Source organism: Bradyrhizobium sp. B039 (genome assembly GCF_038965675.1).
Taxonomy (GTDB): Bacteria; Pseudomonadota; Alphaproteobacteria; order Rhizobiales; family Xanthobacteraceae; genus Bradyrhizobium; species Bradyrhizobium diazoefficiens.
This window is the reverse complement of sequence record NZ_CP152416.1, coordinates 906,923-931,832: the sequence shown is the minus strand read 5'-3', so window position 1 is coordinate 931,832 and position 24,910 is coordinate 906,923. Positions and strand designations below refer to the sequence as shown.

The following is a 24,910-nucleotide window of genomic DNA, read 5'->3' as shown; positions in this document are numbered from 1 at the left end:
AGGGAGGAATCCAATGATTCACGCCACGTGCCATACCGCCGACAATGTCCGCTGTATCGAGTTCGATGCCACACCGTGGTTCAACGAGGCTGATGCTCCGAGCATCATCGATTTGGCCCAACGAGGATGGACCAGCACGGCGATTGCAGAATCCCTCGAGCACCGACGTGGATACGAAGGCTTGCACGACCTCGTTGAGTATGCGGCGAAGCGACTGCAATCGGAATCCCTGGAGGACCCGACTTGGGAAACCTTCGAGTGCGTCGTCGATGGACCCGAGGCCGTCGCCTGGCTCGAGAAAAACCGGCCCAACGTTGTCGCAAGGATCCCGTAGGCCAAGGCAAGCGCAGCAAAGGCCACAATTGATTGGCGGCATCGCGAACGAAGCGGAAATGGCGCGCCACGGCCGATGAAGATGGGCACTATTGTTTCGCTGTGCCACTGTGCGCAGTTTGACGCTCTATCCAGCCGAGCCACGGGCGCGGGCGCGTGCGCCTGCGCTGTCACGCGGCGCCGTTACAGTTTTCCATAGACTCGCCCGGCGACCGCCTTCAGGTGCTCGACCGAGCCGGACTCAGGATGCGGCTTGACCGGCGCGAACAGGATCGAAGCCTGCCTGCCGTTCTTCCAGACATAGATGTTGACGGCGTTGCCGTTGCCCTTGGCGCAGGAATGCTCGCCGAACGCTTCACTGCCGAGCTCGGGTATCGCCACGTGTTGGCACGGGCCCGTGCGCTTCATCATGCTGATGACGGTGTCGCGCGAGATTGCGATCACCGCGACGGTCATGGTGTTGGCCTCGCGATCGAACATCATGCAGCTGCCCGCGCCGGTCCGCCGGACCGTCAGCGTGCCCTTGTCGAGAAAGCCGTCGGCATCCGCGGCCGTGAGCCACTCGCAATTGCCGAACCGCTCGCTGCTCTTGCTTACATTCCCGATGGCAACGCGCGCGGCTTCGGTGATCGGTCCGAGCAGCGCATCGTCGGCACGCCGGCCGATCGGATAGACGCTGATCTGCAGGATGTAGTCGCCGGACAAGGCGACGACCGAGGCCTCCTGGCGCTGCGCACCGGCGGCGCTCGTTCCGCCCTGGCCTTCGTCGCCGATCCCGGCGACTGCGTTAAGCGGCATGCGCTCGCCAAGCGTCTTGACGAAGGTCGCGTACAATTCCCTGGCGCGGTCCTTGTCGGGATTGCGGAACACGGTCAACATCATCGTGTCGCCGCGCCCGGCCTGGTAGATGCAGCCGCGACCGTCCTGATTTGAAATCAGCGACCATTTGAGCGCCGGCATCGCACGGGCGAGCTCCTGGGCGCTGATGAACGGGCAGGTCTCGGCCGCGCGCACGGGAAGGACCGGGACGGCTGCGATTGCAAGGAACAGGGCGAGGCAGGAGAACAGACGATCGATAGGACGCATGGGACAACTTACCACCGCAAATGGCGCGCCATTCAGAACAAAACCGCGAGCTCGTATATAATTGAAATTGTTATACAAATTCAAGCTTCTGGGAGGATCGACTCACCGAAGGCTACCTACGTCCCCAACGGTTTCCGCCGAGTTTATGATGGACGTAGTTTAGCGATCCGCCGGCGCCCGAGGCCATGCTCGCCGATCTGTCGCGCTACACCCACCGCGTTGCCATCGCCAACAGCCGCCTGATCGCCTTCGACCAGCAGGGTGTCACCGAGGGGGAGCAAAACTGCCCACCAGCAGAAACCTCGTGATGCTCACGCCTTCTCGAATGTCCAAGGGACGGCCGACCGGGGACGAATTGTCGCGAAACGAGCAATCTCGCCAGACTTGATAACTTGCTTATGATATCGCGGAGATAGCTTGTTCGCAGCTGTCCGCTTTTCTGGGAGAAAGCGGGCGCTGTAGCTCTGCCGGTTTACCGTGGGTAGGCTTTATCAATGGACAATGTCACCGCTCGAACGAACGCCGACGCCTTGACCAAGAGAAGCCTCGCTCAAACAAAGACTGGCGAAAGCCCGCCACGCACGGATGTCGGCACGATAACGCTCCATTGGGCGACCGCGCTCGCGTTCGTCGTAAGCCTCGTTACCGGCATACGCATCGCAGCGGACGCGTTGCGCGCCCCCTTCTCGAAATGGCTCGCTCCGGTCCTGCCGCAGGGCGAGATCTTTTCCTGGCACTTCCTCGCGGGACTCGCCGTCTTCTTCTGCGGGTCGGCCTACGTCGCCTACCTCGCGCGCAGCGGCCTCGTCGAGCGCAACAGCCCCAAGAAGACGCGGATCCTCGCGATGCGCGCTCCGGCTCGCCTCAAATGGGGAGCCGTCAACATCATCCTGCACTGGTTCGTCTATGCGCTCGTGATCTTCCTCACGGGGACGGGCGTGATGATGTATCTCGGCTATGGCGGCTGGTGGGCTTATCTCCACTCGACCGCCGCCTTCGTCGCGCTCGTCTATATCTTCGCGCATGTCGTCGCGCATTTTCTCTATGGCGGCTGGCAGCAGATTTTCCGCGTGTTTCGGCCGGCGCCGCTCGCGATCACGAAGGCCGTGCGGCCGAGGCCTCTTCTCGTCGCCGCTGCGATCGGGGTGGCAGTCGCGTGCGGCGTCGCCGGGCTCGACTGGGCGACGCGCGATACGCTCGTCGTCGCGCGGGTGAGCGACGCGCCCAAGCTGGACGGCGCCATGGGCGATCCCGCCTGGTCGCGCGCGCGCCCCGTCTTCATCCGCACGCAGCAGGGTGCCAATCTCGGCGGATCGGGCGAATCGCTCGTGGAGGTGCGCGCCCTGCACGACGGGCAGAAGATCTATTTCGCCTTCCGCTGGGAGGATCCCACGCGCTCCCTGCGCCGCATTCCGATCATCAAGAAAGAGGACGGCTGGTACGTCCTCGACGAGCGTGCGGGCCTGCAAGACGCCGTCGACTTCTACGAGGATAAACTGGCGGTCATTCTCTCGGATAATCCATCGCTCGGCGGCGCAGGCGCGACGGATCTCGGCGCCAACCCGCTGCCCGGCAAGCCGATGCCGATCAACGGCCGGGGCTTCCACTACACGACGGATGCCAGCTACATTGACATGTGGCAGTGGAAGGCGTCGCGCGGGGGCATGCTCGGGCGTGTCGACAGCCAATATATCGGCCCGCCCTACGCCCCGACCTTGGACGAGCAAAATTACGATGCCCGCTACCAGGGCGGCTATTGGAACAAGCCTGGTCGCGCTCTTTATTCGTATAACTTCAAGTTCATCCACAGGAACGACAAGGGACCCGTCACGGTTCTGCGGCTTCCCAAGGACTGGAAGGCGCAGGTCGCAGCCCTCAGCAAATTCGATCTTAATCCCGACAGCAGCGACGACGAGAACGGCCGCTGGTACATGTTCGACGGGGAGAGCGAACCCTACACTCCAGAGGCCGACGCGAGGATTCCCGTTGGCACGATCCTGCCCGGCGTGATTATTGCCGGCGACAACGAAGGAGAGCGGGCCAATGTCACCGGGGTTTCAAAATGGAGCAACGGACATTGGACGCTCGAGCTGACGCGCAACATGAAAAGCGATGGCCGATATGACAAAGCCTTCGTGCCAGCCCACGATCTCTACATGTGGGTCGCTGTCTTCGACCATGCACAGACGCGGCATGCGAGCCATAACCGCCCGGTGCGTGTCGTCACGCAGAACTAGGCGTCTCATGGGGAGCGACGTGCTCGACCGGAGGCCACTACGGCGCGGCTGCGCTGAAGCATCGCTTCGCCCTCAACCGCGCATCGCATTCCGGCGCGGCGAGCAGCGGCCTGCTCGCAGAAATTCGCGGCGCCCAGAGGCCTCGCGATGAAGACGCATTGTCGGCTCGTCCTCAACGGCAAGCTCGTCGAAGCCCGCGCCGGCGAAAGCCTGATCGACGCGGCGCTCGGCGGCTCGATCCTCATTCCACACGACTGCAGATCGGGACAATGTCAGAGCTGCCGGGTGACGGTCGTTTCGGGCTCGGTCGATGACGGCGGCTCGGGCCATGGCCGCACTGTGCTCGCCTGCCAGGCCGCGGTCGCAGGCGATGCGGAGATCGAATTCGAAGAATTGCCGCTACCGATGAAGCGGGCGTGCGCCGTTACCGAGATCAACGAGCTCTCGCCAGAGATCGCCGAAGTCGTGCTGACGACCTCAGCGCCGCTCGAGTTTCGGCCGGGCCAATATGTGCGCGTCAAGTTTTCCGGCTATCCTGCGCGCGAGTTCAGCCCGACCTTCAGACTCGATGGCTCCTTCAAGCAAGTCGAACTCGTCTTCCACATCCGGCGCCTGCCTGACGGCACGGTGTCGGGGCAGATCGGCAAGGCCATCAGGCCCGGCCATGCGGCACATGTGCAAGGCCCCTTCGGACAGGCCTATCTACGACAGGGCCAGGGGCCGCTGGTGCTGGTCGCCGGCGGAGCAGGCTGGGCCCCGATCTGGGCGCTGGCCCGCTCGGCGCGCTCGACCCAGCGCAACCGCGAGATGGCGGTCGTCGCCGGCAGCCGGGATGCCGATAACCTCTATATGCTTCCCTCGTTGCAGTGGCTGATCGACGACGGTGTCCGCGACGTCATTGCGACGACGGAGGTCGGATCTACCCTACCGATCAGGCCTGGGCGCCCATCGCACTACCTGCCCCTGCTCGGGCTGGAGGATACGGTCTACGTCGCCGGCCCCGTTGGTCTCGTCGATATCGTGAAGAACAAGGCACGCTCGGCCAATGCGCAATGCTACGCCGATCCTTTCCTGCCGAGCTCTCAAACCCCATCGCTGATGGACAAGATCACCCGTCTATGGCGAAGCCGGGAGCAGCCTCATCGCCCCGGTCTGTGAGCCGATGCCGAGCTTAGCAGCGCCGGCGGCTCACGGCTTGACGGGCAGACTACCGAGGCTGGTGATGACGTCGGCCGCCTTCTGGGTATCGGCAAAGCGTAGAAAGGCCAAGGCGTCCGGATCCTGCAACGTGCTTAAATAGATCAGCGCCAGCACCGCGCTCGAGGGATAATCCGCGTCGGTCGGGTAGTGGCCGTCCACGCGAAGCACTGTGAGCCCCTGTTCCAACGGCCGCGAGAAGGGGCCGAAGCCGATCGCGCCTTGAACATCGCGAACCGTCTCGATCGCTTCCTGTGTGGTCGTCGCCGTCTTCGATTTCTCGGTGATCTCGAGATCATGCCAGCCGGGCATGCTGGCCCGTAGCACGGTGAGAGTGCTGTCCTGGTCCTCGCGCCGCACGACGCGGATGCGCATATCGGCGCCGCCAAGCTCCTTCCAATTCGCGAGGCGGCCCGAATAGATCGCAACGAGCTGATCGCTTGTGACGGCACTCACTCCACAGCCGGGATGGACGATGAAAGCCGAGGGCAGGCGGGCGATCTCCTTGTAGACGATGCCGGAAGCCGCTTCGGCGTCGGTCAGGCGGCGTGCGACGCGCCCTAAGATCGCCTTGCCGGACCCCACGGCCGCGATGCCTCCGCCAGAACCGATGCTCGGCGGGACCTCGATCTGTGGCGATCCTTCCTGCTGCATGAAGCTCGCGGCGATGACGCGCAGGACATCGATGCCGTCTCCGGTCCCGACGATGTCGAGCCTGCGTGTTTCGGCGCTAGCGGCATTCACCCCCGCAAGGCAGAGGCCCAAAATTGCCGCCGTTATCCTCGAAAATGCCATGGCAAACCCCTTCGAAGCACGAGGTGCGCAATCTGGCAAAGAAACCTAAACCATCTGTTGTCGCAACGCCGTGCCTTTTGGAATCATCCGTGGCGGACAGAAAGTGAAAAGCACAAAATCTGACGGTTTAAAAAAACCATTTGCTAATTAACCGGCCACAAATAGACGATCAAATTGACGATTTTGGGTATTCCACTCGCCTAAGGTTGGTGCCTGGAAGGGGCCTCAATGAGCGACATTGACCGGCCCCCATAAGTTCAGGGTGCTGGCGGTGGTGGCGACTGACCCGGATATGGCAGAGGCATCGAGGGCGCCGCCCCGCTGGCGTCGTTGGGCCGTTCCGTCCGGGATTCCGAGTTTCCCCTCGTCTATCGCCATGCGCCTTGTTGCCGTCGTGCTCGCGACCGGCGTCCTCGGGCTCGGCCTCATCGGCGGCTTGACGGCGCTACGCCTGCAGCAGCAACTGAGGCATCAGGCTGGGGCACTGGGTGAACTCTCAGAAGACCAGCTCGCTCATCGCCTCGACGGCGAGGCGCAGTTGGCGCGAGCGCGAATCGAGGTCCTGGGCGCAGAAACCGCATCTCGCCTGCGTCAGATCGCTCAGCGCGCCGATGTCGCCAAGGCGGTCGCCTCGAACAACGATGTGACTATCCGCGAGCTGCTCAGCATCGTTGCTTCGACCTCCGGCTTCGAAAGGCTGATCGCCTTCGACGAAACCGGTCGCGTGATCGGCGCCAACACGCCCCTCGACCTCCTCGCGCTCAACCGGGCGCTCGAGAGTACCGCTCTCTCTGTCAATCTCAACGCGATCCTCAAGGACAATAGCCGCTCGCACCCGCGGGGTGAGGAAGGCATCAATGAGTTCAAATTGCGTGAATTGTCAGCGCTCGGCCTGCCGCAGCGCCACACCATAGCGCACACCGCGATCGAGCCCGTGTTCGACGACTTCGGCGACCTCATCGGCGCGCTTGCCGCCATCCGACCGCTCGGCCGCACGGAACGGACTCTCGAGAACTTCACTTCGCTAGCCAATGCCGGCGTGGTCATCATCACGGGTGACAACGAGATCGTGTCTTCCGCGGGGCCTGAAGGGGTGAGATTCAGCGGCGCCAGGACGCGTTTGACCGGGCTGCAGCGCTCGGATGACGGCAACTACGTCGCGCGCTGTGTCGATTACGAGGCGACGCTCAAGGTGTGTACGTTCGCGAGCGCATCGCTGGTGACGACGACACGCGATCAGATGTTCCAGATCGGCGCATCCCATACGCGTTCGCTGATGTGGCAGTTCCTGGCATCCGCGGCGCTGGCGCTCGGTGCCTTGGTCGTCGCGCTATTGGCCGCCGTGAGGCACCTCACGAAAGGACTTTCAGCGCTCGCCAAGACCGCCCAGGAAATCGCGGGTGGCAATCTCGACGTTCAATTCCGCGCAACGGGCATCGGCGAGGTCCGCGGCCTCGGCCTCGCATTCGAGCGAATGCTGACGCATTTGCGGGCCAGCACTCAAAGAATTCGCCAGCTCGCTTTCTACGACACGGTGAGCCGCCTTCCCAATCGGGAGAAGATGCGCGTCGATGCGCCAGCGCTCATCGGCGCGGAAGAGGGCGCAGCGCTGTTCTTCCTCGACCTGGATGGCTTCAAATCCATCAACGACACTTTCGGGCACAAGGCTGGCGACGAGCTGCTCAGGATGGTGGCCGAGCGCTTGAGCAATTTGCTGACGTCCAAGGGCGCTGCCGGCAAATGTCTGCTCGCCCGGGTCGGGGGCGACGAGTTCGTCGCCATCATCGCTGGGGTGCAGACGGTCGAGGCCGCGAGCCTCAGTGCCCGCGAGATGATCGAGACGCTGCAGGTTTCCTTCAAGCTCCAGAGCAACCATGCAACGATCGGCGTCAGCATCGGCATCGCGATCTGTCCCACCCATGGCACAACCTATGACGATCTCCTGATCCGCGCCGACCTTGCGATGTACGTCGCGAAGAGCTCGGGACGCAATACCTACGCGTTCTTCACTCCGGATCTCGCAGAGGTCGCGCGTGCCCGCCATGCGCTCGAAACCGATCTCGCCCTGGCGATCCGCAATGAAGAGCTCGTCGTCCACTACCAGCCCAAGGTGTCCTGCGCGAATGGCCGCATCCTAGGGGTGGAGGCGCTGGCGCGCTGGCATCACCCGAAGGAGGGCGACATTCCTCCTCAGCGCTTCATCAAGATCGCGGAAGAGATCGGCCTCATCATGGAGATCGACCGCTTCGTGCTCAGGCGCGCGCTCGCCGAAATCGGGGGCTTGATCCGGGCCGGCTCGAACCTCGTGCTCGCCGTAAATGTCGCGGCGACGGAAATCGAAGACCCGCTGTTCATCAGGGATATCATCACGACCGTTCGCGAGGCCGACTTCCCGCCGCCAAACCTCGAGATCGAGATCACAGAGTCGGTCGCGATGCGCAATCCTGATGTCGTGCGCGAGAGAATAAGCCTGCTCAGGCAATTGGGCATACGCTTCGCAATGGACGATTTCGGAGCCGGCTATTCGAATCTTTCGACGATGGCGAGGCTCCCCTTCGACGCCGTGAAGCTCGATCGCACGCTCGTGGCGGGTGTCGCGGGAGACCGCGAAAAGCAGACGATTCTTCGCCTGGCGCTCGGACTTGCGGACGAATTGGGGTTCGAAACGGTCGTTGAAGGCGTCGAAACGGCCGAAGACCTTCGGTTCGCGGCCGAAAACGGCGCCACCATGGCGCAAGGTTATATTTTTTCTCCGCCGCTACCGCTCGAAGAGTTCGCCGTCCTGCTCCAGCCAACCCTTTTGGCGGTCGAACTGGTGCCCAGGCGAGACGGAGCGGAGCGGAAGACTATGATCCGCTGAGGCGTCGGCGCCAACCTCAGATGCCGATCGGGTATCAAATAGGCACCGATCCATACGAGAGCTCTGCAAGAGTTCGCGGTTCTGTACTGAATGGTGGGAAAATGGCGCGCCACGGTCGATGAAGATGGGCACTACTGCTTCGCCGTGGCGCTATGATGCCGTGGCCCGGACGGCGCTCCAATCGGCAAAACTGCGACGGCTTGCGATCTCGCGCTACGCCTCATGGGCGGCATCTCTCACCTGCGAAGGTCGAGACTATCACGTCCGGCCCGGTGGTAGTTTATCAAGCAGTTCTCGCTGGAGGAAATTAGCGACGCTCTTGCATGATTTCTCGGAGGTAGTCGAGTTCTCGCCGCGATACCAACCGTAAGTCGTCAACATCGGCGGAAAGGTCGGCGGCGGATTTAGGGCCGTATAGCTCGCCGCGACGAGTTGCGTGCCAGCGCTACCGACCGCGTATATTTCAACCGGCGGCGAAGAAATGTCCACGGAGACGCGATCCAGAAAGATAGGCGGTCGGTCCGGGAATCGAACGAGCACGTATTCGGCCGGCGCGCCGTCCGCGACTACACCCTTGTTCACTGGCGAATTGGCTGTTGCCCGCGTGAACCGGAGATAAGGGCCCCAGCTTTGCCTGCGTCGCCCGTGAGTCAGTACATCGCCGACGCCATAGTCGGCGGAGAGGATGCTCCTCCGCGCGCAATTGATAAGCGACCCCTCTTCGCCTTCAATGACTACGACGTCGATTTTTGCGGGCAGGGCAACCTTGGGAATTGCCGCGGTCGCCTCCCTTTCGTGCGCCTTCGCCAAGAGGACCGACGAGAGCGACGCCGCCCAGAAGCCGAATGGAATCAGCGCGACAAATAGTGCGGTGGCCGCGATGGCGTCCCGTCTGGCCGTGAACCGCAGCACCGCTGCGACCAATGCCGTATAGATCACGAATGTTGGCACGTAGATCAGCAACAGATTGGCCGCAAGTGCCATCAGCACCATTGGAACGGGCATGAGGCTGGTCGACAGGAGCGTCCATAGCAGAACCGCGAAGGCGACGATCGGGCCGACAAGCGCCGCGCGCCCGGGCCGCCAAAGGTTCGGCGTCTCCGATACGACAACGGGAGATGGCGACGGCGTCGCGAGAGCAACCGGATCTGTCCGCCAGAGACGATAGGCCGCCAAGGCAAGAAACAGCGGCATTGCGTATGTCGCGTAGGACTCGAACATAACGACAGCAAGCGCGACCAGCGGCAAGGCCGTGAAGACGAAGAGCGGAAGGCCACCCGCGCGCACCACGGCAGCAATTGACAACAATGCTGCCAGCGCCAGTAACGCTCGGTCCAGAAGGCTGCTTCCATGGCCGCGAAGGGCATCACGCGAGGGGACCCCGAGCAGACCGATCAGGGCCGTCCCGAACAGCGCATAGACGGGTAGATTGATCGACAGGACGCCGGCCGAGAAGGGATATGCCCAGCCCGCTCCGGCATACTGCAGGAGAGCCTGATCGCCGACGAACATGAGCGGCGGAAACGCGCCCAGCCATGGCTGCAATCCGGCATGGCGTGCCCTGCGGACGCATGCGCTCAGAGCCATTGCCATGGCGGCAATAAAGAGGATCGGCCGAAGGATTGTGGGCGCAACGAGAGCGACGGCGCCGCACGTATCCGCCGCGCAATGCGACGCCATCACGATCGCCTGTGAAAGATATGGGAAAAGCAGGATCGTTCCGATCAGAAACGCGATCGTGACTCCGGATCTCCAGGCGTAAGCGGCTCGATCGAGAACGCCCCTCCAAGTGAACATAGAGTACACCTTTCCTTCATATGCAGCAGAGCTACCTAAGGCTGCCCCAACTCCGTCTCCCTTGCCTAGGAAGGCCGAAGCACAAGTTCGTCCGAAGGTGATCAAGTCCTTATCGATCTTGATCAGTATCGGGCATGCAACTTAAGCGCGATTTAATGCGGGGGCACCGACGTAGCGACCACGGGACGAGGACGGCGAGATAAAAGCGACGGTGTCGCTCCGTGCCGTCGGGGGTCGTAAGTGTTTGTCTGCACATTGTTTTGGATGGCACTGCAGCGGCACCGGATGAAGTGGCCTGGTGCCGCTCGAACCGAGAAAGCATTCAAAATCAACGTTCCGAGCGCCATCGTTCGCAGCGTAGCGTCTTGTTGCGCGTGCTCGGCGGGATGTCCGGCCATGACCGCATGGGAGGCCGCTGCCGGACCAACGATGCGCCGTCAAGGCTCGCGCTGCGCGCGACCGGCTCCGCCGGCTTGCGGCCTTGACCGCGCACCGCTGGCCCGGCTCTTTGCCGCCATGCGATCATGGCTTGCTGTGCGCGGTTGCGCTCAAGCTGCAGAGAAAGTGCGAGATCGCAGCGCTGCAGCGGGACGTGGCGTAGACATCGGTCGTTCTGCGGATCGGCCAAGCTTGCCACAGTGGTGCCATGGCTTCCCCTCACAAATCGCAGCCACGGCGTCCGCCGAACCGCGCCCCACTTGACGATCTCTACGACTACGCGCGTGCGCCCGCGCGTCCTGACCGACGACGAGCGAAGCGCAATTCGGTGACATTGGCGGTGTCGGACGACTGGCCGATGGACGTGCCGGTGACCGAAACGGAGATCGATGTCTTCGAAGCCTGGTTCGGTGATCTGTTCGACGAGTTGTTTGGAAAGGACTGAGGGGGACATCACCATGGCTGCAACGGGTTCGGGCGGCGCTGTACTTGCGAGTCTCGACGGGACGGCAAGCCGACAGCGATCTCTCCATCCCGGATCAGCGCCGGCAGGCGAAGGGCTATTGCGCATCGCGCGGCTGGGAGATTGTCTCCGATTATGTCGAGCCGGGCGCGTCTGCGACCGACGATCGGCGGCCGGAGTTCCAACGAATGATCGACGCGGCGACGGTCAAGCCGACGGCATTCGACGTGATCGTGGTGCACAGCTTCAGCCGCTTCTTCCGCGACCAGTTCCAGCTTGAGTTTTATGTCCGCCGGCTTGCCAAGAACGGCGTGCGGCTGGTGTCGATCACGCAAGAGCTCGGCGACGATCCGATGAGCAACATGATCCGCCAGATCATGGCGCTGTTCGACGAATACCAGTCCAAGGAGAACGCCAAGCACACGCTGCGGGCGATGAAGGAGAACGCGCGCCAAGGCTTCTGGAATGGCGCGCTGCCGCCGATCGGCTACCGCGTCGTGGAAGCCGCCGAGCAGCGCGGCCACCGCACCAAGAAGACGCTGGAGGTTGATCCCATCCAGGCCGAAACCGTGCGGCTGATTTATCGCTTGGCGCGCGAAGGAAACGGCTCCTCGGGGCCAATGGGTGTCAAATCGATCGCCAAACATCTCAATGAAGCCGGCATCCGAACGCGTGATGGCGGACGCTGGGGCGTCGATGCCGTGCACAAGGTGCTGACGCGAACGACGTATATCGGCCGCCACCGCTTCAATACCAAGTATTGGAAGACCCGCGAGCGCAAACCCGAGGCCGAGGTGGTCGAGATGGCCGTCCCGCCGATCATTGAGGCCGCGGAGTTCGAGGCCGTGCAGATGCTGCTCAAGAGCCGGAGTCCGGCGCTCACCGCGCCGCGCGTTGTCAGCGGACCAACGCTGCTCACCGGCATCTGCTTTTGCGCCGCTTGCGGCGGAGCCATGACACTGAGGACGGGAAAGAGCGGCAGGTACAGGTATTACACCTGCTGCACCAAGGCTCGGCAGGGCGAGACCGGCTGCAAGGGACGAACCGTTCCGATGGAAAAGCTCGACAGCGTGGTCGCCGAGCACATCGAGCACCGCCTTTTGCAACCCAAACGTCTCGAGGAAGTCCTGTCGGCCGTCCTGCATCGCCGAAAAGAGCGCGCCGAGCGCCGAACGACGCATATCGCCGAATTGCGCAAGCGTGCGGCCGAAGCGGAAGCCAAGCTTAAGCGGCTGTACGACGCCATCGAAAACGGAATCGCTGACGTATCGGACCCGATGCTCAAGGAGCGCGTGACCGAACTGAAGTCCATCCGCGACCAGGCCCGCACCGACGCAGAGCGGGCCGACGGTGCGCTGGATCGGGCTGGGCCGAGCATCACACCCCAAGCGCTCAAAACCTTCGCCAGCCAGGCGCGCAGGCGCATGCGAACCGAGTCGGGCGGCTATCGGCGCGACCACCTCCGTGCGCTGGCCCAGCGCGTCGAAGTGGACGCGAAGGAGGTTCGCATCATCGGATCGAAAGCCGTTCTCCTGCGCACCCTCGTCGCGGCGTCCAGCGCAAAAACGGCAGGTTTTGGAGTGCCCAGTTTTGTACCGAAGTGGCGCGCCCGGAACGATTCGAACGTCCGACCCTCAGATTCGTAGTCTGATGCTCTATCCAGCTGAGCTACGGGCGCGTTTTTCGCGGACAGTGCGGGCTGGGCCCGCAGGCAGCCTCCGGACAGCGCCGGAGGGGTGCGAAAGAGCGCTCTGACTAACCGCTCTTGTCCCGATTGGCAAGGTCCGGGATGGGGAGATTTTGTAGAGAAATGACGACTTCGCCCGGGTCATTCCGGGCTCGCGAAGCGAGAAGTGCGGAATCTCGACCCCAAACCTCTGGATTCCGGGTTCGGCGCTTCGCGCCGCCCCGGAATGACACCATTGCTCGGCCGCTGACCGACTTACGCCCGCGCCCGCTCGTTGCGGATGGAGAGCAGTTCCACGGGGCGGTCGGGGATGACGATCCGGAAGGTGGCGCCGATAGTGCCTTCGACCAGGTGGATGTCGCCGCCATGGGCGCGGACGAGCTCGGCGGCGATGGCCAAACCAAGCCCGCTGCCGCCGGGACGGCCCGATGTCTGGAACGCCTCGAACAGATGGTCGCGGGTCTTCTGGGGGACGCCGGGACCGGTGTCGGAGACCTCCAGGATGGCGACGGCGCCCTCGCGCTTGCCCGTGATCCGGATCTGCTGCGCGCCGCCGTCGCCGGAGGAATGACTTTCCAGCGCCTGGGCGGCGTTGCGGACGAGGTTGAGCAGCACGCGGAACAGCTGGTCGGGGTCGGCATCGACCGCGAGCCCGCGCTCGATCGCGGCGACCCAGGCGATCGAGGCATCGCTGGCAAGGCCGGCGGTCTCGCGCACCTCGAGCACGACAGGCTCGATCAGGATCATGCGGCGGTCGGGCGAGGCCTCCTGGGCGCGGCCGTAGGACAGCGTCGACTGGCAGAAGGCGATGGCGCGCTCGAGCGAACGCACGAGCTTGGGCGCAAAGCGCTGCACCCGCGGATCCGGCACGCTGGCAAGCTGGTCCGACAAAAGCTGCGCCGACGCCAGCAGATTGCGCAGATCGTGGTTGATCTTGGAGACGGCGAGGCCGAGGGCGGCAAGCCGGCTCTTCTGATGCAGCATCGACATCAAATCGCGCTGCATGTCCGACAATTCGCGTTCGGCCACCCCGATCTCGTCGCTGCGCTGGCTCGGCACGATGATCCGCGCCGAGCTCTCGGGGTTTTCGTGGAAGCCGACCAGGCTCGCGGTGAGCCGCCGCATCGGCCGCACGAAGAGATAGTGGAGCGCGAGATAGACGAGGCCCGCGGTCAAGACCCCGATGATCAGCGCGACCACGACGACATTGCGGGAGAAGCGGTACATCGACTGCCGCAGCGGCAATTCGTCGGTCACGATCTCGACGAACTGGGCGTTGCCGACGCCGGGGCCGACGATGCGGATGGCCTGGTTGCCGGTCTCCAGCATCATCTGGATCGAGCCGGTGATCGCCTCCCATACGGTCATGTCGCGGAGGTCAACGTCGTGCTCGATCGCGGCGGGCAGATTGTCGCTGGCGAGCAGCCGGCGCTGCTGGCCCATCTTGATGGCGACGGCGCGGGCATTGATGCTTTTCAGGATCTCGCGCGACAGCGAATCGGGAACCATGCCGAGCGGGGCGGCGTCGAGCACCAGCGCCGCCGTGTTGGCGGCGGCCACGCGGTCGTTCAGCCGGTTGACCCAGAAGTTGGCGATGGCGGGCACGTAGAGCAGGATGGCCGCGATCATCACCAGGGGGACCGTGAGCAGCAGCAGCTTGCCTGACAGCCCCAAGCCGGCAGGCCCACGCGGCCGCATCGCCGGCGGGTCCCGCTGATCCGTATCCTGGATCGGCTGGAGGTCTGTCGCTGCCACGAAATTCGTCCTCACTGACTTGGCCCGACTGAGTTGGCCGGTGAACGATCTGGCGGAGGAAGGATGCGGCCCGCCCCCGGTCCGGTCAAATTACGGATCGCTAATCTCCCAAGGTGGGATGTAGGCGCTGATAAGGCGAGTCGCCACCTCAACGATTAAAAACCCCGCACAATCAGCGATATTCAGCGCAATCCTGCGCTCTCGCGGCGTTGACGAAAAGGGAGCGCTCGCATATAAGCCGCCCGAATTGTCCGCGATGACCCGGTGTGACGCCGGGAGCGGCTCTCTTGGGGCCGAAAAAGGGCCCGTTTTGGGCCGCATCGTTGGGACTTTACCATCAATTCTACAGGCAAATTGCCCGGTCAGCGGAGAAAAACCCGTGAAGCGGACTTATCAACCCAGCAAACTGGTGCGCAAGCGCCGTCACGGTTTCCGTGCCCGTCTCGCCACTGCCGGCGGCCGCAAGGTTCTCGCCGCCCGCCGCGCCCGCGGCCGCAAGCGTCTGAGCGCCTGAGCCAGACCCCCTTTTTGGGATTTCATCATGGATCGGCTGAGGCAGCGGGCGGATTTCCTCGCCGTTGCCAATGGCGCGCGGGTGAATAGTCCCGCGTTCGTCCTGCAAAGCCGCCCCCGCGACGACAGCGGCCCGATCAGAATCGGCTTCACCGTCACCAAAAAGAACGGCAACGCCCCCGAGCGCAATCGCATCCGGCGCCGGCTTCGCGAACTGGTGAAGCGGCTCGAGCCGGTGTTAATGCAGCCCCATCATGATTATGTGCTGGTCGGCCGAAGGGACGCGTTGTCGCGCCCCTTCGCCACCATGCTCGACGATCTGCGCATAGCGTTCTCGAAGCCCGCGCGGCATACGGCCAAGGAACAGTCAAAGGGACGCGGCCAGAGGCCCGGCACCGCTCCTGCTGCCAGCCGCAAAACGGATTGATGACGAGACATTAGATGATGACCGACAATCGCAATACCATCCTCGCCGTCATTCTATCGGGCCTCGTGCTGATCGCCTGGCAGTATTTCTACAACGTGCCGGCGATGGAGAAGCAGCGCGCCCAGCAGCAGGCGCAGGCCGAGCTCCAGAAGACCTCGCCGCAGCCGACGGCCTCCGCGACGCCGGGGGCCACGCCGCAATCCGGCGGTGCCGCGCAGCCGTCAACGCCGGCAGCAGGCCAGCAGGCTCAGCCGGTCGTCGCCCGCGACGCCGCGATTGCGGCCAGCCCGCGCGTGAAGATCGACACGCCGCGGATCGCCGGCAGCATCTCGCTGAAGGGCGGCCGCATCGACGATGTCGCGCTGGTGCAGTATCGCGAAACGGTCGATCCGAAGTCGCCGCCGATCGTCCTGTATTCGCCCTCGGGCACCGCTGAGCCCTATTACGCCGAGTTCGGCTGGGTGCCGGCCACGGGCGTGACGGCGAAACTGCCGGACGCGCAGACCCTCTGGCAGCAGGACGGCAGCGGCAGCCTGACGCCGACGACGCCGGCGGTGCTGAAGTGGGACAATGGCGAGGGCCTCACCTTCCGCCGCACCATCTCGGTCGACGACCACTATCTCTTCACCATCAAGGACGAGGTGAGCAATGTCGGCAACGCGCCGGTCACGCTCTATCCGTTCGCGCTGATCTCGCGTCACGGCACGCCGCAGGTTTCCGGCTACTACATCCTGCACGAAGGCCTGATCGGCTATCTCGATGGCTTGCAGGAATACGCCTACAAGAAGATCGACGAAGCCAAGTCGGTGAACTTCAAGGCCACCAATGGCTGGCTCGGCATGACCGACAAGTACTGGGCCTCGGCGCTGCTGCCGGACACCAGTGCCCAGCTCCAGGCGCGCTTCTCGTCGAACCCGGTCGGCAACGTCCACACCTACCAGACCGACTATCTGCTCGATCCCGTCACCGTCGCGATCGGCGGCAGTGCGACGGCGAACGCGCGGCTGTTTGCCGGCGCCAAGGAAGCCGGCGTGGTCGGCATCAACTTCCCGCTCGCCGGCCACGGCGGCTACAACAAGGAACTCAACCTCAACCATTTCGACCTGTTGATCGACTGGGGCTGGTTCTACTTCATCACCAAGCCGATGTTCCTCGGCCTCGACTTCTTCTACCGCTTCTTCGGCAATTTCGGCATCTCGATCCTGCTCGTGACCGTGATCGTGAAGCTCTTGTTCTTCCCGCTGGCGAACAAGTCCTACGCCTCGATGGCGAAGATGAAGTCGATCCAGCCGCAGCTTCAGGCGCTGAAGGAGCGCTACCCCGACGACAAGGTGAAGCAGCAGCAGGAGATGATGGAGATCTACCGCAAGGAGAAGATCAATCCGGTCGCCGGCTGTCTTCCCGTCGTGATCCAGATCCCGGTGTTCTTCTCGCTCTACAAGGTGCTGTTCGTCACCATCGAGATGCGGCAGGCGCCGTTCTACGGCTGGATCAAGGACCTCTCCGCGCCGGATCCGACCAATCTGTTCAACCTGTTCGGGCTGATCCCGCTCGATCCGACCACGATTCCGGTGTTCGGCCACTACCTCGCGCTCGGCATCTGGCCGATCATCATGGGCATCACGATGTGGTTCCAGATGAAGCTGAACCCGACGCCGCCGGATCCGACCCAGCAGATGATCTTCAACTGGATGCCGCTGATCTTCACCTTCATGCTGGCGGGTTTCCCGGCGGGCCTCGTGATCTACTGGGCCTGGAACAACACGCTCTCGGTGCTCCAGCAGAGCTTCATCATGCGCCGCAACGGCGTGAAGGTGGAGCTGTTCGACAATCTCAAGGCGACGTTCGCGAGGAAGGCGACGTAAGTCACCCACTCCGTCATTCCGGGATGGTGCGAAGCACCAGGCCCGGAATCTCGAGATTCCGGATTCGATGCTTCGCATCGCTCCGGAATGACCGCGAAACAAAGAGCTTCGCATGACCGACGACAAAGATGCGAAGCTGATCGAGGCCGGGCGAAAGCTGTTCGCGCGCGACTGGCAGTTCATCTGGGCCTCGCCCTCGATCCAGACGCTGCCGCCGATGGACGGGCTGGAGATCGCCTTTGCCGGCCGCTCCAATGTCGGCAAGTCGAGCCTGATCAACGCGCTCACCGGCCGTAACGCGCTGGCGCGCACCTCGCATACGCCGGGCCGCACCCAGGAGCTGATCTTCTTCGAGGTCCCCGGAAAGAAAGACCTGCGCCTCGTCGACATGCCCGGCTATGGCTACGCCAAGGCACCGAAGAGCCAGGTCGCGTCCTGGACCGAGCTGATTCATAAATTCCTGCTGGGCCGCGCCAGCCTCGCGCGCGTCTATGTGCTGATCGACGCGCGGCACGGCCTGAAGGACGTCGATCTCGATATCCTCGGGACGCTCGACCGCTCCGCCGTCAGCTACCAGATCGTGCTGACCAAGGCCGACCAGGTGAAGCCCTCTGAGCTTGCCTCGCGCATTGCCGAGACCGAGGCCGCGCTGGCCAAGCATCCGGCCGCGTTCCCGAACGTGCTCGCGACCTCGTCGCGGAGCGCGACGGGCATGGCCGAGCTGCGCGCCGCGATGGCGAAGCTGCTGGAAGAGCGGAGCTCGTGATGGCCGCGCATCGCCTGTTGATTGGGCTTGCCGGCTTGATGGGCGCCGCCGGCGTCGCGCTGGCCGCCGCCTCCGCCCATGGCGGCGACGCGAGCCGGCTTGCCTCCGCCAGCGCCATGCTGCTGTTTCATGCAACTGCCATACTTGCGACGGTCGCGTTGCTCGCGCGCGGCCTTCTGCACGGCGGAATTGGCCTCATTGCCGCGTCCGGCTTCGTAGGCGGCGCCGCGCTGTTCGCGGGCGATCTCACCTTGCGGCAATTTGCCGGGCACTCGCTGTTTCCCTACGCGGCGCCGACCGGTGGGACGGTGATGATCTTGAGCTGGCTGGCGGTGACGCTGGCGGCCGTGGTGGCGCAGAAATAGCGCTCGATCTTCCCCTCCCCTGGAGGGTAAGAACCAACACCCACTTTGCGCTGCCCCCGCCAATCGGATAGAACGCGGCCCGACAGTCCCGCCAGCGAGATCCGCCTCATGACCGACATCTCCCCGCTCGACCAGGCCCGCATCCTGTCCGAAGCGCTGCCGCACATGCAGCAGTATGACGAGGAAACCATCGTCATCAAATATGGCGGCCATGCCATGGGCGACGAGGAGACCGCGAAGAACTTTGCCCGCGACATCGTGCTGCTGGAGCAGACCGCGATCAACCCGGTGGTCGTGCATGGCGGCGGGCCGCAGATCGCGACCATGCTCAAGCGCCTCGGCATCCAGTCGGAATTCGCCGCCGGCCTGCGCATCACCGATGCCGCGACCATCGAGATCGTGGAGATGGTGCTGGCCGGCTCCGTCAACAAGCAGATCGTCGGCTATATCAACGAGGCCGGCGGCAAGGCCGTGGGACTATCCGGCAAGGACGCCAACATGGTGAAGGCGTCGAAGACGACGCGCACCATCGTCGATCCGGGCTCGAACATCGAGAAGGCGATCGATCTCGGCTTCGTCGGCGACCCCGAGAAGGTCGACCTCACGCTGCTCAACCAGCTGATCGGCTACGAGCTGATTCCGGTGCTGGCGCCGCTCGCAACCTCCAAGGAAGGCCAGACGCTGAACGTCAACGCCGACACCTTTGCCGGTGCCGTCGCGGGCGCGCTGAAGGCCAAGCGCCTGTTGCTGCTCACCGACGTGCCGGGTGTGCTCGACAAGTCGAAGAAGCTGATCCCGCAATTGTCCGTGAAAGACGCGCGAAAACTGATCGCCGACGGCACCATTTCCGGCGGCATGATCCCCAAGGTCGAGACCTGCATCTACGCGCTCGAACAGGGCGTCGAGGGCGTCGTCATCATCGACGGCAAGATGCAGCACGCGGTGCTGCTGGAGCTGTTCACCAACCAGGGCACGGGAACGCTGATACATAAGTGAGGCGCGAGCAAACAAAGAGCGGCGTCATGGCCGGGCAACAGCGCGAAGCGCGTCTTCGCGAAAATGTCCCGGCCATCCACGATCTTTCGCCCCGCGCCAAGAACGTGGATGCCCGGGACAAGCCCGGGCATGACGAGCCGAGAGAGCGACGGCATCGTCGCTCGGTCGTGACCCGTTTCCTGATGACGCTGCCGGCTGCGGCCGTGTCATTCGTCTTCTCCTCCGCCCCCGCCTTCGCCGACCTCAAGATCTGCAACCGCATGTCCTATGTCGTCGAGGCCGCGATCGGCATCGACGACAAGGCGGCGACCGCGACGCGCGGCTGGTTCAGGATTGATCCCGCCACCTGCCGCGTGGTGGTGCAGGGCACGCTGACCGCCGACCGCATCCTGCTCAATGCCCGCGCGCTCGGCGTCTATGGCGCCTCGCCGATCCCGCAGAACGGCAACGACATGCTGTGCGTCGCCCAGGACAATTTCGTCATTGCGGCCGCGCGGCAATGCCGCAGCGGCCAGACGCAAGTCCCCTTCACGCAGGTGACGCCGACGCAAGGCGACGACGGCAACCTGGTGACGTATCTCGCCGAGGATTCCGAATATGACGACGAGCAGGCGCGCCTCGCCGGCATCCAGCGGCTGCTGGTGATCATCGGTTATGACGTCGGGGCGATCGACGGTGTCGACGGACCGAAGACGCAAGCAGCGCTGGCTGCGTTCCTGAAGAGCCGCGGGCTGCCGTCCGACGCCGTGTCGTCGCCAAATTTCTTCAAGACCATGGTCGACGCGACGCAGACGCCGTCGCCGAGCGGCCTGACCTGGTGCAACGACACCCCGCACAAGGTGATGGCGGCGATCGCCACCGACGACGGCAAGTCGGTGACGAGCCGCGGCTGGTACCGCATCGACCCCGGCAAGTGCCTGCACCCCGACGTGAGCGGCCAGCCGAAGCAGATCTTCAGCTTCGCGGAAGCCGTCGACGCCGACAACCGCGCCGTCAAGCTGAAGGACAAGCCACTGAACTGGGGCGGCGAGAAGCAGCTCTGCACGCGCGAGACCAAGTTCGAGACCGTTGAGCAGACCGATTGCGGCGCGCGCGGGTTTGCGGCGACGGGTTTTGGCGCGGTCGACATGTCGAGCGGCGGCAGGACGCTGCGGTTTGCGATGCCGTGATGTGATGTGATGATGGCGCTACACATTGCGCCGTCGTCCTGGCGAAACCCAGGACCCATTGCCCCAGGATCGGGTTTGGCGAAGAACGACGACCAGATTGCCCCAATGATCGGTCACGGAGTATGGGTCCTGGCTTTCGCCAGGACGACGATTGAAGGCGGGGCCACGGCCTCGGTCAACGGATAGAGAGTTGCAATGAACCCACCCCGCGCCTTCACCCATGTCGACACCTGGGTGTTCGACCTCGACAACACGCTGTATCCGCATCATGTCAATCTGTGGCAGCAGGTCGATGCGCGGATCGGCGAGTTCGTGTGCAACTGGCTGAACGTCAGCCCTGAGGAAGCGCGCCATATCCAGAAGGACTACTACCGACGCTTCGGCACCACCATGCGCGGCATGATGACCCTGCACGGCGTGCGCGCCGACGACTATCTCGCCTACGTGCACAAGATCGACCATTCGCCGCTGGAGCCGAATCCGGCGCTCGGCGCGGCCATCGCAAAGCTGCCGGGACGCAAGCTGATCCTGACCAACGGCTCGGTCGACCATGTCGATGCGGTGCTGGCACGGCTCGGCCTCGCCACCCATTTCGACGGCGTGTTCGACATCATCGCGGCCGAGTTCGAGCCCAAGCCGGCCCCGCAGACCTACCGGAAATTCCTCGGCGACCATGCCGTCGATCCCGCCCGCGCCGCGATGTTCGAGGACCTCGCCCGCAACCTCACCGTCCCGCACGAACTCGGCATGACCACCGTGCTGGTGGTGCCCGACGGCACCAAGGAAGTGGTGCGCGAGGACTGGGAACTGGAGGGCCGCGACGCCGCCCATGTCGACCACGTCACGGACGATCTGGCGGGGTTTTTGGCGGGGTTGTCGCCTCACTGACCGCCGTCGTCCCGGCGAAAGCCAGGACCCATGACCCCAGGGAGAGGCTGCGGCGCGAGACTGACAACCACGAGTCGTCGTTAAACTCCTCGCTGGGGTCATGGGTCCTGGATCGCCGCTCCGCTTCGCTGCGCTGGTCCAGGACGACGGTGGGGGATGGAGGACGACAGCGGAGTATGCCTTGACTCTCCCCTGCCAAATCCCGAAAAAGCGCCCCAATCCGTCAAAATTCCCGTTCCGAAGAGGAAATCCCGATGTCCCTGTCCGCCCTCGAATCCACCATCAACAGCGCCTTCGACGCGCGTGACGGCATCTCGACCTCGACCAAGGGCGAGGTGCGCGAGGCCGTGGACCATGTGCTGGAGACTCTGGACAAGGGCGAGGCACGCGTTGCCGAGCGCGGGGCCGACGGCAAGTGGAAGGTCAATCAGTGGCTGAAGAAGGCCGTGCTGCTGTCCTTCCGCCTCAACGACATGGGCGTCATTCCCGGTGGTCCGGGCCAGGCGACCTGGTGGGACAAGGTGCCCTCGAAGTTCGAAGGCTGGGGCGAGAACCGTTTTCGCGATGCCGGCTTTCGCGCGGTGCCGGGCGCGGTGGTGCGCCGCTCGGCCTTCATCGCCAAGAACGTCGTGCTGATGCCGTCCTTCGTCAATCTCGGCGCCTACGTCGATGAGAGCACGATGGTCGACACCTGGGCCACCGTCGGCTCCTGCGCGCAGATCGGCAAGCGCGTGCACATCTCCGGCGGCGCCGGCATCGGCGGCGTGCTCGAGCCGCTCCAGGCCGAGCCCGTGATCATCGAGGACGATTGCTTCATCGGCGCGCGCTCCGAGGTCGCCGAAGGCGTGATCGTGCGCAAGGGCGCGGTGCTGGCCATGGGCGTGTTCCTGGGCGCCTCGACCAAGATCGTCGACCGCGACACCGGCGAGGTCTTCATCGGCGAAGTGCCTGAATATTCGGTCGTGGTGCCCGGCGCGCTGCCCGGCAAGCCGATGAAGAACGGCCATATCGGCCCGAGCACCGCCTGCGCCGTGATCGTCAAGCGCGTCGACGAGCGCACGCGGTCGAAGACCAGCATCAACGAGCTGCTGCGGGATTAAGACTCTCTCCTCCCCCTCTCCCCGTTCTTACGGGGAGAGGGTTGGGGTGAGGGGCCTCTCTCCACGGATGAGATTGCCGTGAGACCTGTACCCCCTCACCCGGATCGCTCCGGACGATGCTTCGCATCGCCGAGGCGATCCGACCTCTCCCCGCAGGCGGGGAGAGGTGAAGAGCCCCTTGCGGCACCTATCGAACCCTCCCTCCCTCCATCGCGACCAATTCCCGGACGGCCTCCGCCGCCCGGAACCTTCGCCATGGACTGGACCTGGTACCTCTTCCGCTTCGACGGCCGCATCAACCGCGCCCTGCTATGGCAGGCGCTGCTGATCGTTGCGCTGCTGGCGGGCTTGCTGGAGATCGTCGGTCAGGTCATCGGGATCCTCGGAGGGACCAGATCCACCTTGAAGCTCGCCATCGACCTCGATTTCGACTTCGGTCTCGACGACCTGTTCAAGCTGGTCGATCCCCGAGCCTCCCGCTCGCTGGCATCCGCCGATCGCGCGACCTCGATCCTCAAGGCGTCCGGCATGGCGCTGTTCTTCTGGATTTATCTCGCGACTACGATCAAGCGACTGCACGATCGCGACAGGAGCGGCTGGTGGATCGTTCCGTTCTTCGTCGTGCCCGGCCTGTTCAGCCAGTTCGCGGACCTGCTGCCCAACACAAACTGGATGCTTCCGTTCAGCCTGGCGGTTTCGATCCTGTGGCTGTGGGGCCTCGTCGAAATGTTCTGCCGGCCCGGCACCTCGGGCCACAACCGGTTCGGCCCCGATCCGCTCATCGAGATCGAGGACAGTTCGGCATCGGCCGCGTCGCCTGCGCAAGGCTGGGACCAGAGCCGCGAGATCGAAATTGTCCCGCCCAGTGCTAGCCCACCCGGCGGCATGCATGTTAAGCGGGGCGCATGACCGATGCTCTCTCGATTGCCCGCGATCTCATCCGCTGCCCCTCGGTAACCCCGGCCGATGCCGGCGCACTCGGGGTGCTTGAAAACGCCCTCAACGCCGCCGGCTTCACCTGCCAGCGCGTGACGTTCAGCGAGCCCGGCACCGCCGACGTCGACAATCTCTATGCGCGGATCGGCAGCGAAGGGCCGCACATCACCTTCGCCGGCCACACCGACGTGGTGCCGGCTGGCGACGAGAGCGCCTGGAGCGTCGGCGCATTCTCCGGCGAGGTGAAGGACGGTTTTCTGCACGGCCGCGGCGCGGTCGACATGAAGGGCGGCATCGCCTGCTCGGTCGCAGCCGTGCTGGAGCATCTCGCCGCCAACGGCGGCAAGCCGCGCGGCGACGGCACGGGTTCGATCTCGTTCCTGATCACCGGCGACGAGGAAGACGTCTCCATCAACGGCACCATCAAACTTCTGAAGTGGGCCGCCGAGCGCGGCGAAACATTCGATCATTGCGTGCTGGGCGAGCCCTCCAATGTCGAGACGCTCGGCGACACCATCAAGGTCGGCCGACGCGGCTCGCAATCCGGCACGCTGTATGTCGACGGCGTGCAGGGCCATGTCGCCTATCCGCACCGCGCCTCCAATCCGGTGCCGGACATTTCGCGATTGATCGTGGCGATCTCCGACGAGCCGCTCGACCATGGCAGCGCGCAATTCCAGGCCTCCAATCTCGAATTCACCTCGGTCGACGTCGGCAACAAGGCCAACAACGTCATCCCCGGCGAGGCCCGCGCAAAATTCAACATCCGCTACAACGACAACCATACGCAAGCGAGCCTGCGCGAGCTGGTCGAGACGCGGCTGGCAAAGGCTTGCGGCAACCGCATCAAGGCTCGCATCGTCTGGGAGCCGTCGAACTCCAACGTGTTCGTGACCAAGCCGGGTCCGTTCACCGATCTCGCCGTGTCCGCGATCGAGGAGATCACGGGGCGGAAGCCGGAGCTGTCGACGAGCGGCGGCACCTCGGACGCGCGCTTCATCTCGAGCTACTGCCCGGTGATCGAGTTCGGTCTGGTGGGACAGACCATGCACCAGGTCGACGAGCGCGTGCCGGTGAAGGATCTGGAAAAGCTGACGAAGGTGTATCGGGGGATACTGACGCGGTATTTTGGGTGAGGCGATAGCGCCTCCTGGAATTCCGCTGTCATCGCCCGCGAAAGCGGGCGATCCAGTATTCCAGAGACAGCCGTGATTGAACCGAGAGGCCGCGGCGTACT

Annotated in this window: 21 protein-coding genes, 1 tRNA gene and 1 pseudogene; 18 read left to right on the top strand and 5 right to left on the bottom strand. The window is 64.0% G+C overall.

The features are described from left to right. Positions 1-13 precede the first annotated feature (13 nt). Positions 14-334 (top strand): hypothetical protein, encoded by a 321-nt coding sequence (locus AAFG50_RS04360; RefSeq protein ID WP_028175480.1) that lies wholly within the window; start codon positions 14-16, stop codon positions 332-334. Positions 335-516: 182 nt separating this feature from the next. Here AAFG50_RS04360 and AAFG50_RS04355 read toward each other — a convergent pair whose 3' ends face one another. After that, positions 517-1,419 carry a hypothetical protein gene (locus AAFG50_RS04355; protein WP_028175479.1) on the bottom strand — a complete coding sequence of 301 codons (903 nt, stop codon included), beginning with the start codon at positions 1,417-1,419 and terminating at the stop codon, positions 517-519. A 176-nt stretch (positions 1,420-1,595) separates the two neighbouring features. Here AAFG50_RS04355 and AAFG50_RS04350 point away from each other — a divergent pair. The 3 genes and pseudogenes from AAFG50_RS04350 to AAFG50_RS04340 form a co-directional block, all read left to right on the top strand. After that, positions 1,596-1,688 (top strand): annotated as a pseudogene (locus AAFG50_RS04350) (transposase); the annotation flags it as partial. 225 nt (positions 1,689-1,913) lie between these two features. After that, positions 1,914-3,656, top strand: a complete 1,743-nt coding sequence (locus tag AAFG50_RS04345; protein ID WP_028175478.1) for an ethylbenzene dehydrogenase-related protein — start codon at positions 1,914-1,916, stop codon at positions 3,654-3,656. A gap of 147 nt (positions 3,657-3,803) precedes the next feature. After that, the gene (locus tag AAFG50_RS04340) at positions 3,804-4,814 is read left to right on the top strand and encodes a 2Fe-2S iron-sulfur cluster-binding protein (protein ID WP_028175477.1); all 1,011 of its coding nucleotides are present in this window, start codon (positions 3,804-3,806) and stop codon (positions 4,812-4,814) included. Between the two features lie 30 nt (positions 4,815-4,844). On the opposite strand, the gene AAFG50_RS04335 is transcribed toward AAFG50_RS04340, so the two are convergent. Next, on the bottom strand, positions 4,845-5,648 hold the full coding sequence (locus AAFG50_RS04335; RefSeq protein ID WP_028175476.1) for a substrate-binding domain-containing protein: 804 nt from the start codon (positions 5,646-5,648) through the stop codon (positions 4,845-4,847). A 238-nt stretch (positions 5,649-5,886) separates the two neighbouring features. Between AAFG50_RS04335 and AAFG50_RS04330 the strand changes: the two genes are divergently transcribed. Continuing rightward, positions 5,887-8,508: an EAL domain-containing protein gene (locus AAFG50_RS04330; protein WP_231166620.1), complete on the top strand. Its 2,622-nt coding sequence runs from the start codon at positions 5,887-5,889 to the stop codon at positions 8,506-8,508. A 258-nt stretch (positions 8,509-8,766) separates the two neighbouring features. Here AAFG50_RS04330 and AAFG50_RS04325 read toward each other — a convergent pair whose 3' ends face one another. Beyond that, positions 8,767-10,305: a hypothetical protein gene (locus AAFG50_RS04325; protein ID WP_049832578.1), complete on the bottom strand. Its 1,539-nt coding sequence runs from the start codon at positions 10,303-10,305 to the stop codon at positions 8,767-8,769. 646 nt (positions 10,306-10,951) lie between these two features. On the opposite strand from AAFG50_RS04325, the gene AAFG50_RS04320 reads away from it, so the two are divergent. After that, the gene (locus AAFG50_RS04320) at positions 10,952-11,188 is read left to right on the top strand and encodes a hypothetical protein (protein ID WP_074077612.1); all 237 of its coding nucleotides are present in this window, start codon (positions 10,952-10,954) and stop codon (positions 11,186-11,188) included. Between the two features lie 44 nt (positions 11,189-11,232). After that, the gene (locus AAFG50_RS04315; RefSeq protein ID WP_342714211.1) at positions 11,233-12,852 is read left to right on the top strand and encodes a recombinase family protein; all 1,620 of its coding nucleotides are present in this window, start codon (positions 11,233-11,235) and stop codon (positions 12,850-12,852) included. Here the strand turns inward: AAFG50_RS04315 and AAFG50_RS04310 are convergent. Both AAFG50_RS04310 and AAFG50_RS04305 read right to left on the bottom strand, forming a co-directional pair. Continuing rightward, a tRNA-Arg gene (locus tag AAFG50_RS04310) sits at positions 12,808-12,884 on the bottom strand. The genes AAFG50_RS04315 and AAFG50_RS04310 overlap by 45 nt on opposite strands. Before the next feature lie 264 nt (positions 12,885-13,148). Continuing rightward, complete coding sequence (locus tag AAFG50_RS04305) at positions 13,149-14,591, bottom strand: HAMP domain-containing sensor histidine kinase (protein ID WP_049832616.1); 1,443 nt, start codon at positions 14,589-14,591, stop codon at positions 13,149-13,151. A gap of 436 nt (positions 14,592-15,027) precedes the next feature. Here AAFG50_RS04305 and rpmH point away from each other — a divergent pair, with 436 nt between their 5' ends. The 11 genes from rpmH (at position 15,028) to dapE (ending at position 24,809) form a co-directional block, all read left to right on the top strand. Then, positions 15,028-15,162, top strand: coding sequence for a 50S ribosomal protein L34 (rpmH, locus tag AAFG50_RS04300; protein WP_008542748.1), 135 nt, complete (start codon positions 15,028-15,030; stop codon positions 15,160-15,162). A gap of 27 nt (positions 15,163-15,189) precedes the next feature. Next, positions 15,190-15,588 carry a ribonuclease P protein component gene (rnpA, locus tag AAFG50_RS04295; RefSeq protein WP_011090819.1) on the top strand — a complete coding sequence of 133 codons (399 nt, stop codon included), beginning with the start codon at positions 15,190-15,192 and terminating at the stop codon, positions 15,586-15,588. A gap of 17 nt (positions 15,589-15,605) precedes the next feature. Beyond that, positions 15,606-17,453, top strand: coding sequence for a membrane protein insertase YidC (yidC, locus tag AAFG50_RS04290; RefSeq protein ID WP_028175986.1), 1,848 nt, complete (start codon positions 15,606-15,608; stop codon positions 17,451-17,453). 112 nt (positions 17,454-17,565) lie between these two features. Next, a complete protein-coding gene (gene yihA / locus AAFG50_RS04285; protein WP_028175985.1) occupies positions 17,566-18,219 on the top strand; it encodes a ribosome biogenesis GTP-binding protein YihA/YsxC in 654 nt (217 codons plus the stop codon). After that, entirely contained in the window at positions 18,219-18,584 is a 366-nt protein-coding gene (locus AAFG50_RS04280; RefSeq protein WP_028175984.1) for a DUF423 domain-containing protein, read from the top strand. Before yihA ends, AAFG50_RS04280 begins: the two co-directional genes overlap by 1 nt. 108 nt (positions 18,585-18,692) lie before the next feature. Next, positions 18,693-19,580: an acetylglutamate kinase gene (gene argB, locus AAFG50_RS04275; protein ID WP_011090823.1), complete on the top strand. Its 888-nt coding sequence runs from the start codon at positions 18,693-18,695 to the stop codon at positions 19,578-19,580. A gap of 182 nt (positions 19,581-19,762) precedes the next feature. Beyond that, positions 19,763-20,749: a DUF1036 domain-containing protein gene (locus tag AAFG50_RS04270; RefSeq protein ID WP_028175983.1), complete on the top strand. Its 987-nt coding sequence runs from the start codon at positions 19,763-19,765 to the stop codon at positions 20,747-20,749. Positions 20,750-20,944: 195 nt separating this feature from the next. Next, positions 20,945-21,637 (top strand): pyrimidine 5'-nucleotidase, encoded by a 693-nt coding sequence (locus AAFG50_RS04265; protein WP_028175982.1) that lies wholly within the window; start codon positions 20,945-20,947, stop codon positions 21,635-21,637. A 254-nt stretch (positions 21,638-21,891) separates the two neighbouring features. Then, positions 21,892-22,737: a 2,3,4,5-tetrahydropyridine-2,6-dicarboxylate N-succinyltransferase gene (gene dapD, locus AAFG50_RS04260; RefSeq protein ID WP_028175981.1), complete on the top strand. Its 846-nt coding sequence runs from the start codon at positions 21,892-21,894 to the stop codon at positions 22,735-22,737. Between the two features lie 255 nt (positions 22,738-22,992). Beyond that, positions 22,993-23,646 carry a DUF805 domain-containing protein gene (locus tag AAFG50_RS04255; RefSeq protein WP_028175980.1) on the top strand — a complete coding sequence of 218 codons (654 nt, stop codon included), beginning with the start codon at positions 22,993-22,995 and terminating at the stop codon, positions 23,644-23,646. Then, a complete protein-coding gene (gene dapE / locus AAFG50_RS04250; RefSeq protein ID WP_028175979.1) occupies positions 23,643-24,809 on the top strand; it encodes a succinyl-diaminopimelate desuccinylase in 1,167 nt (388 codons plus the stop codon). Before AAFG50_RS04255 ends, dapE begins: the two co-directional genes overlap by 4 nt. Positions 24,810-24,910 lie beyond the last annotated feature (101 nt).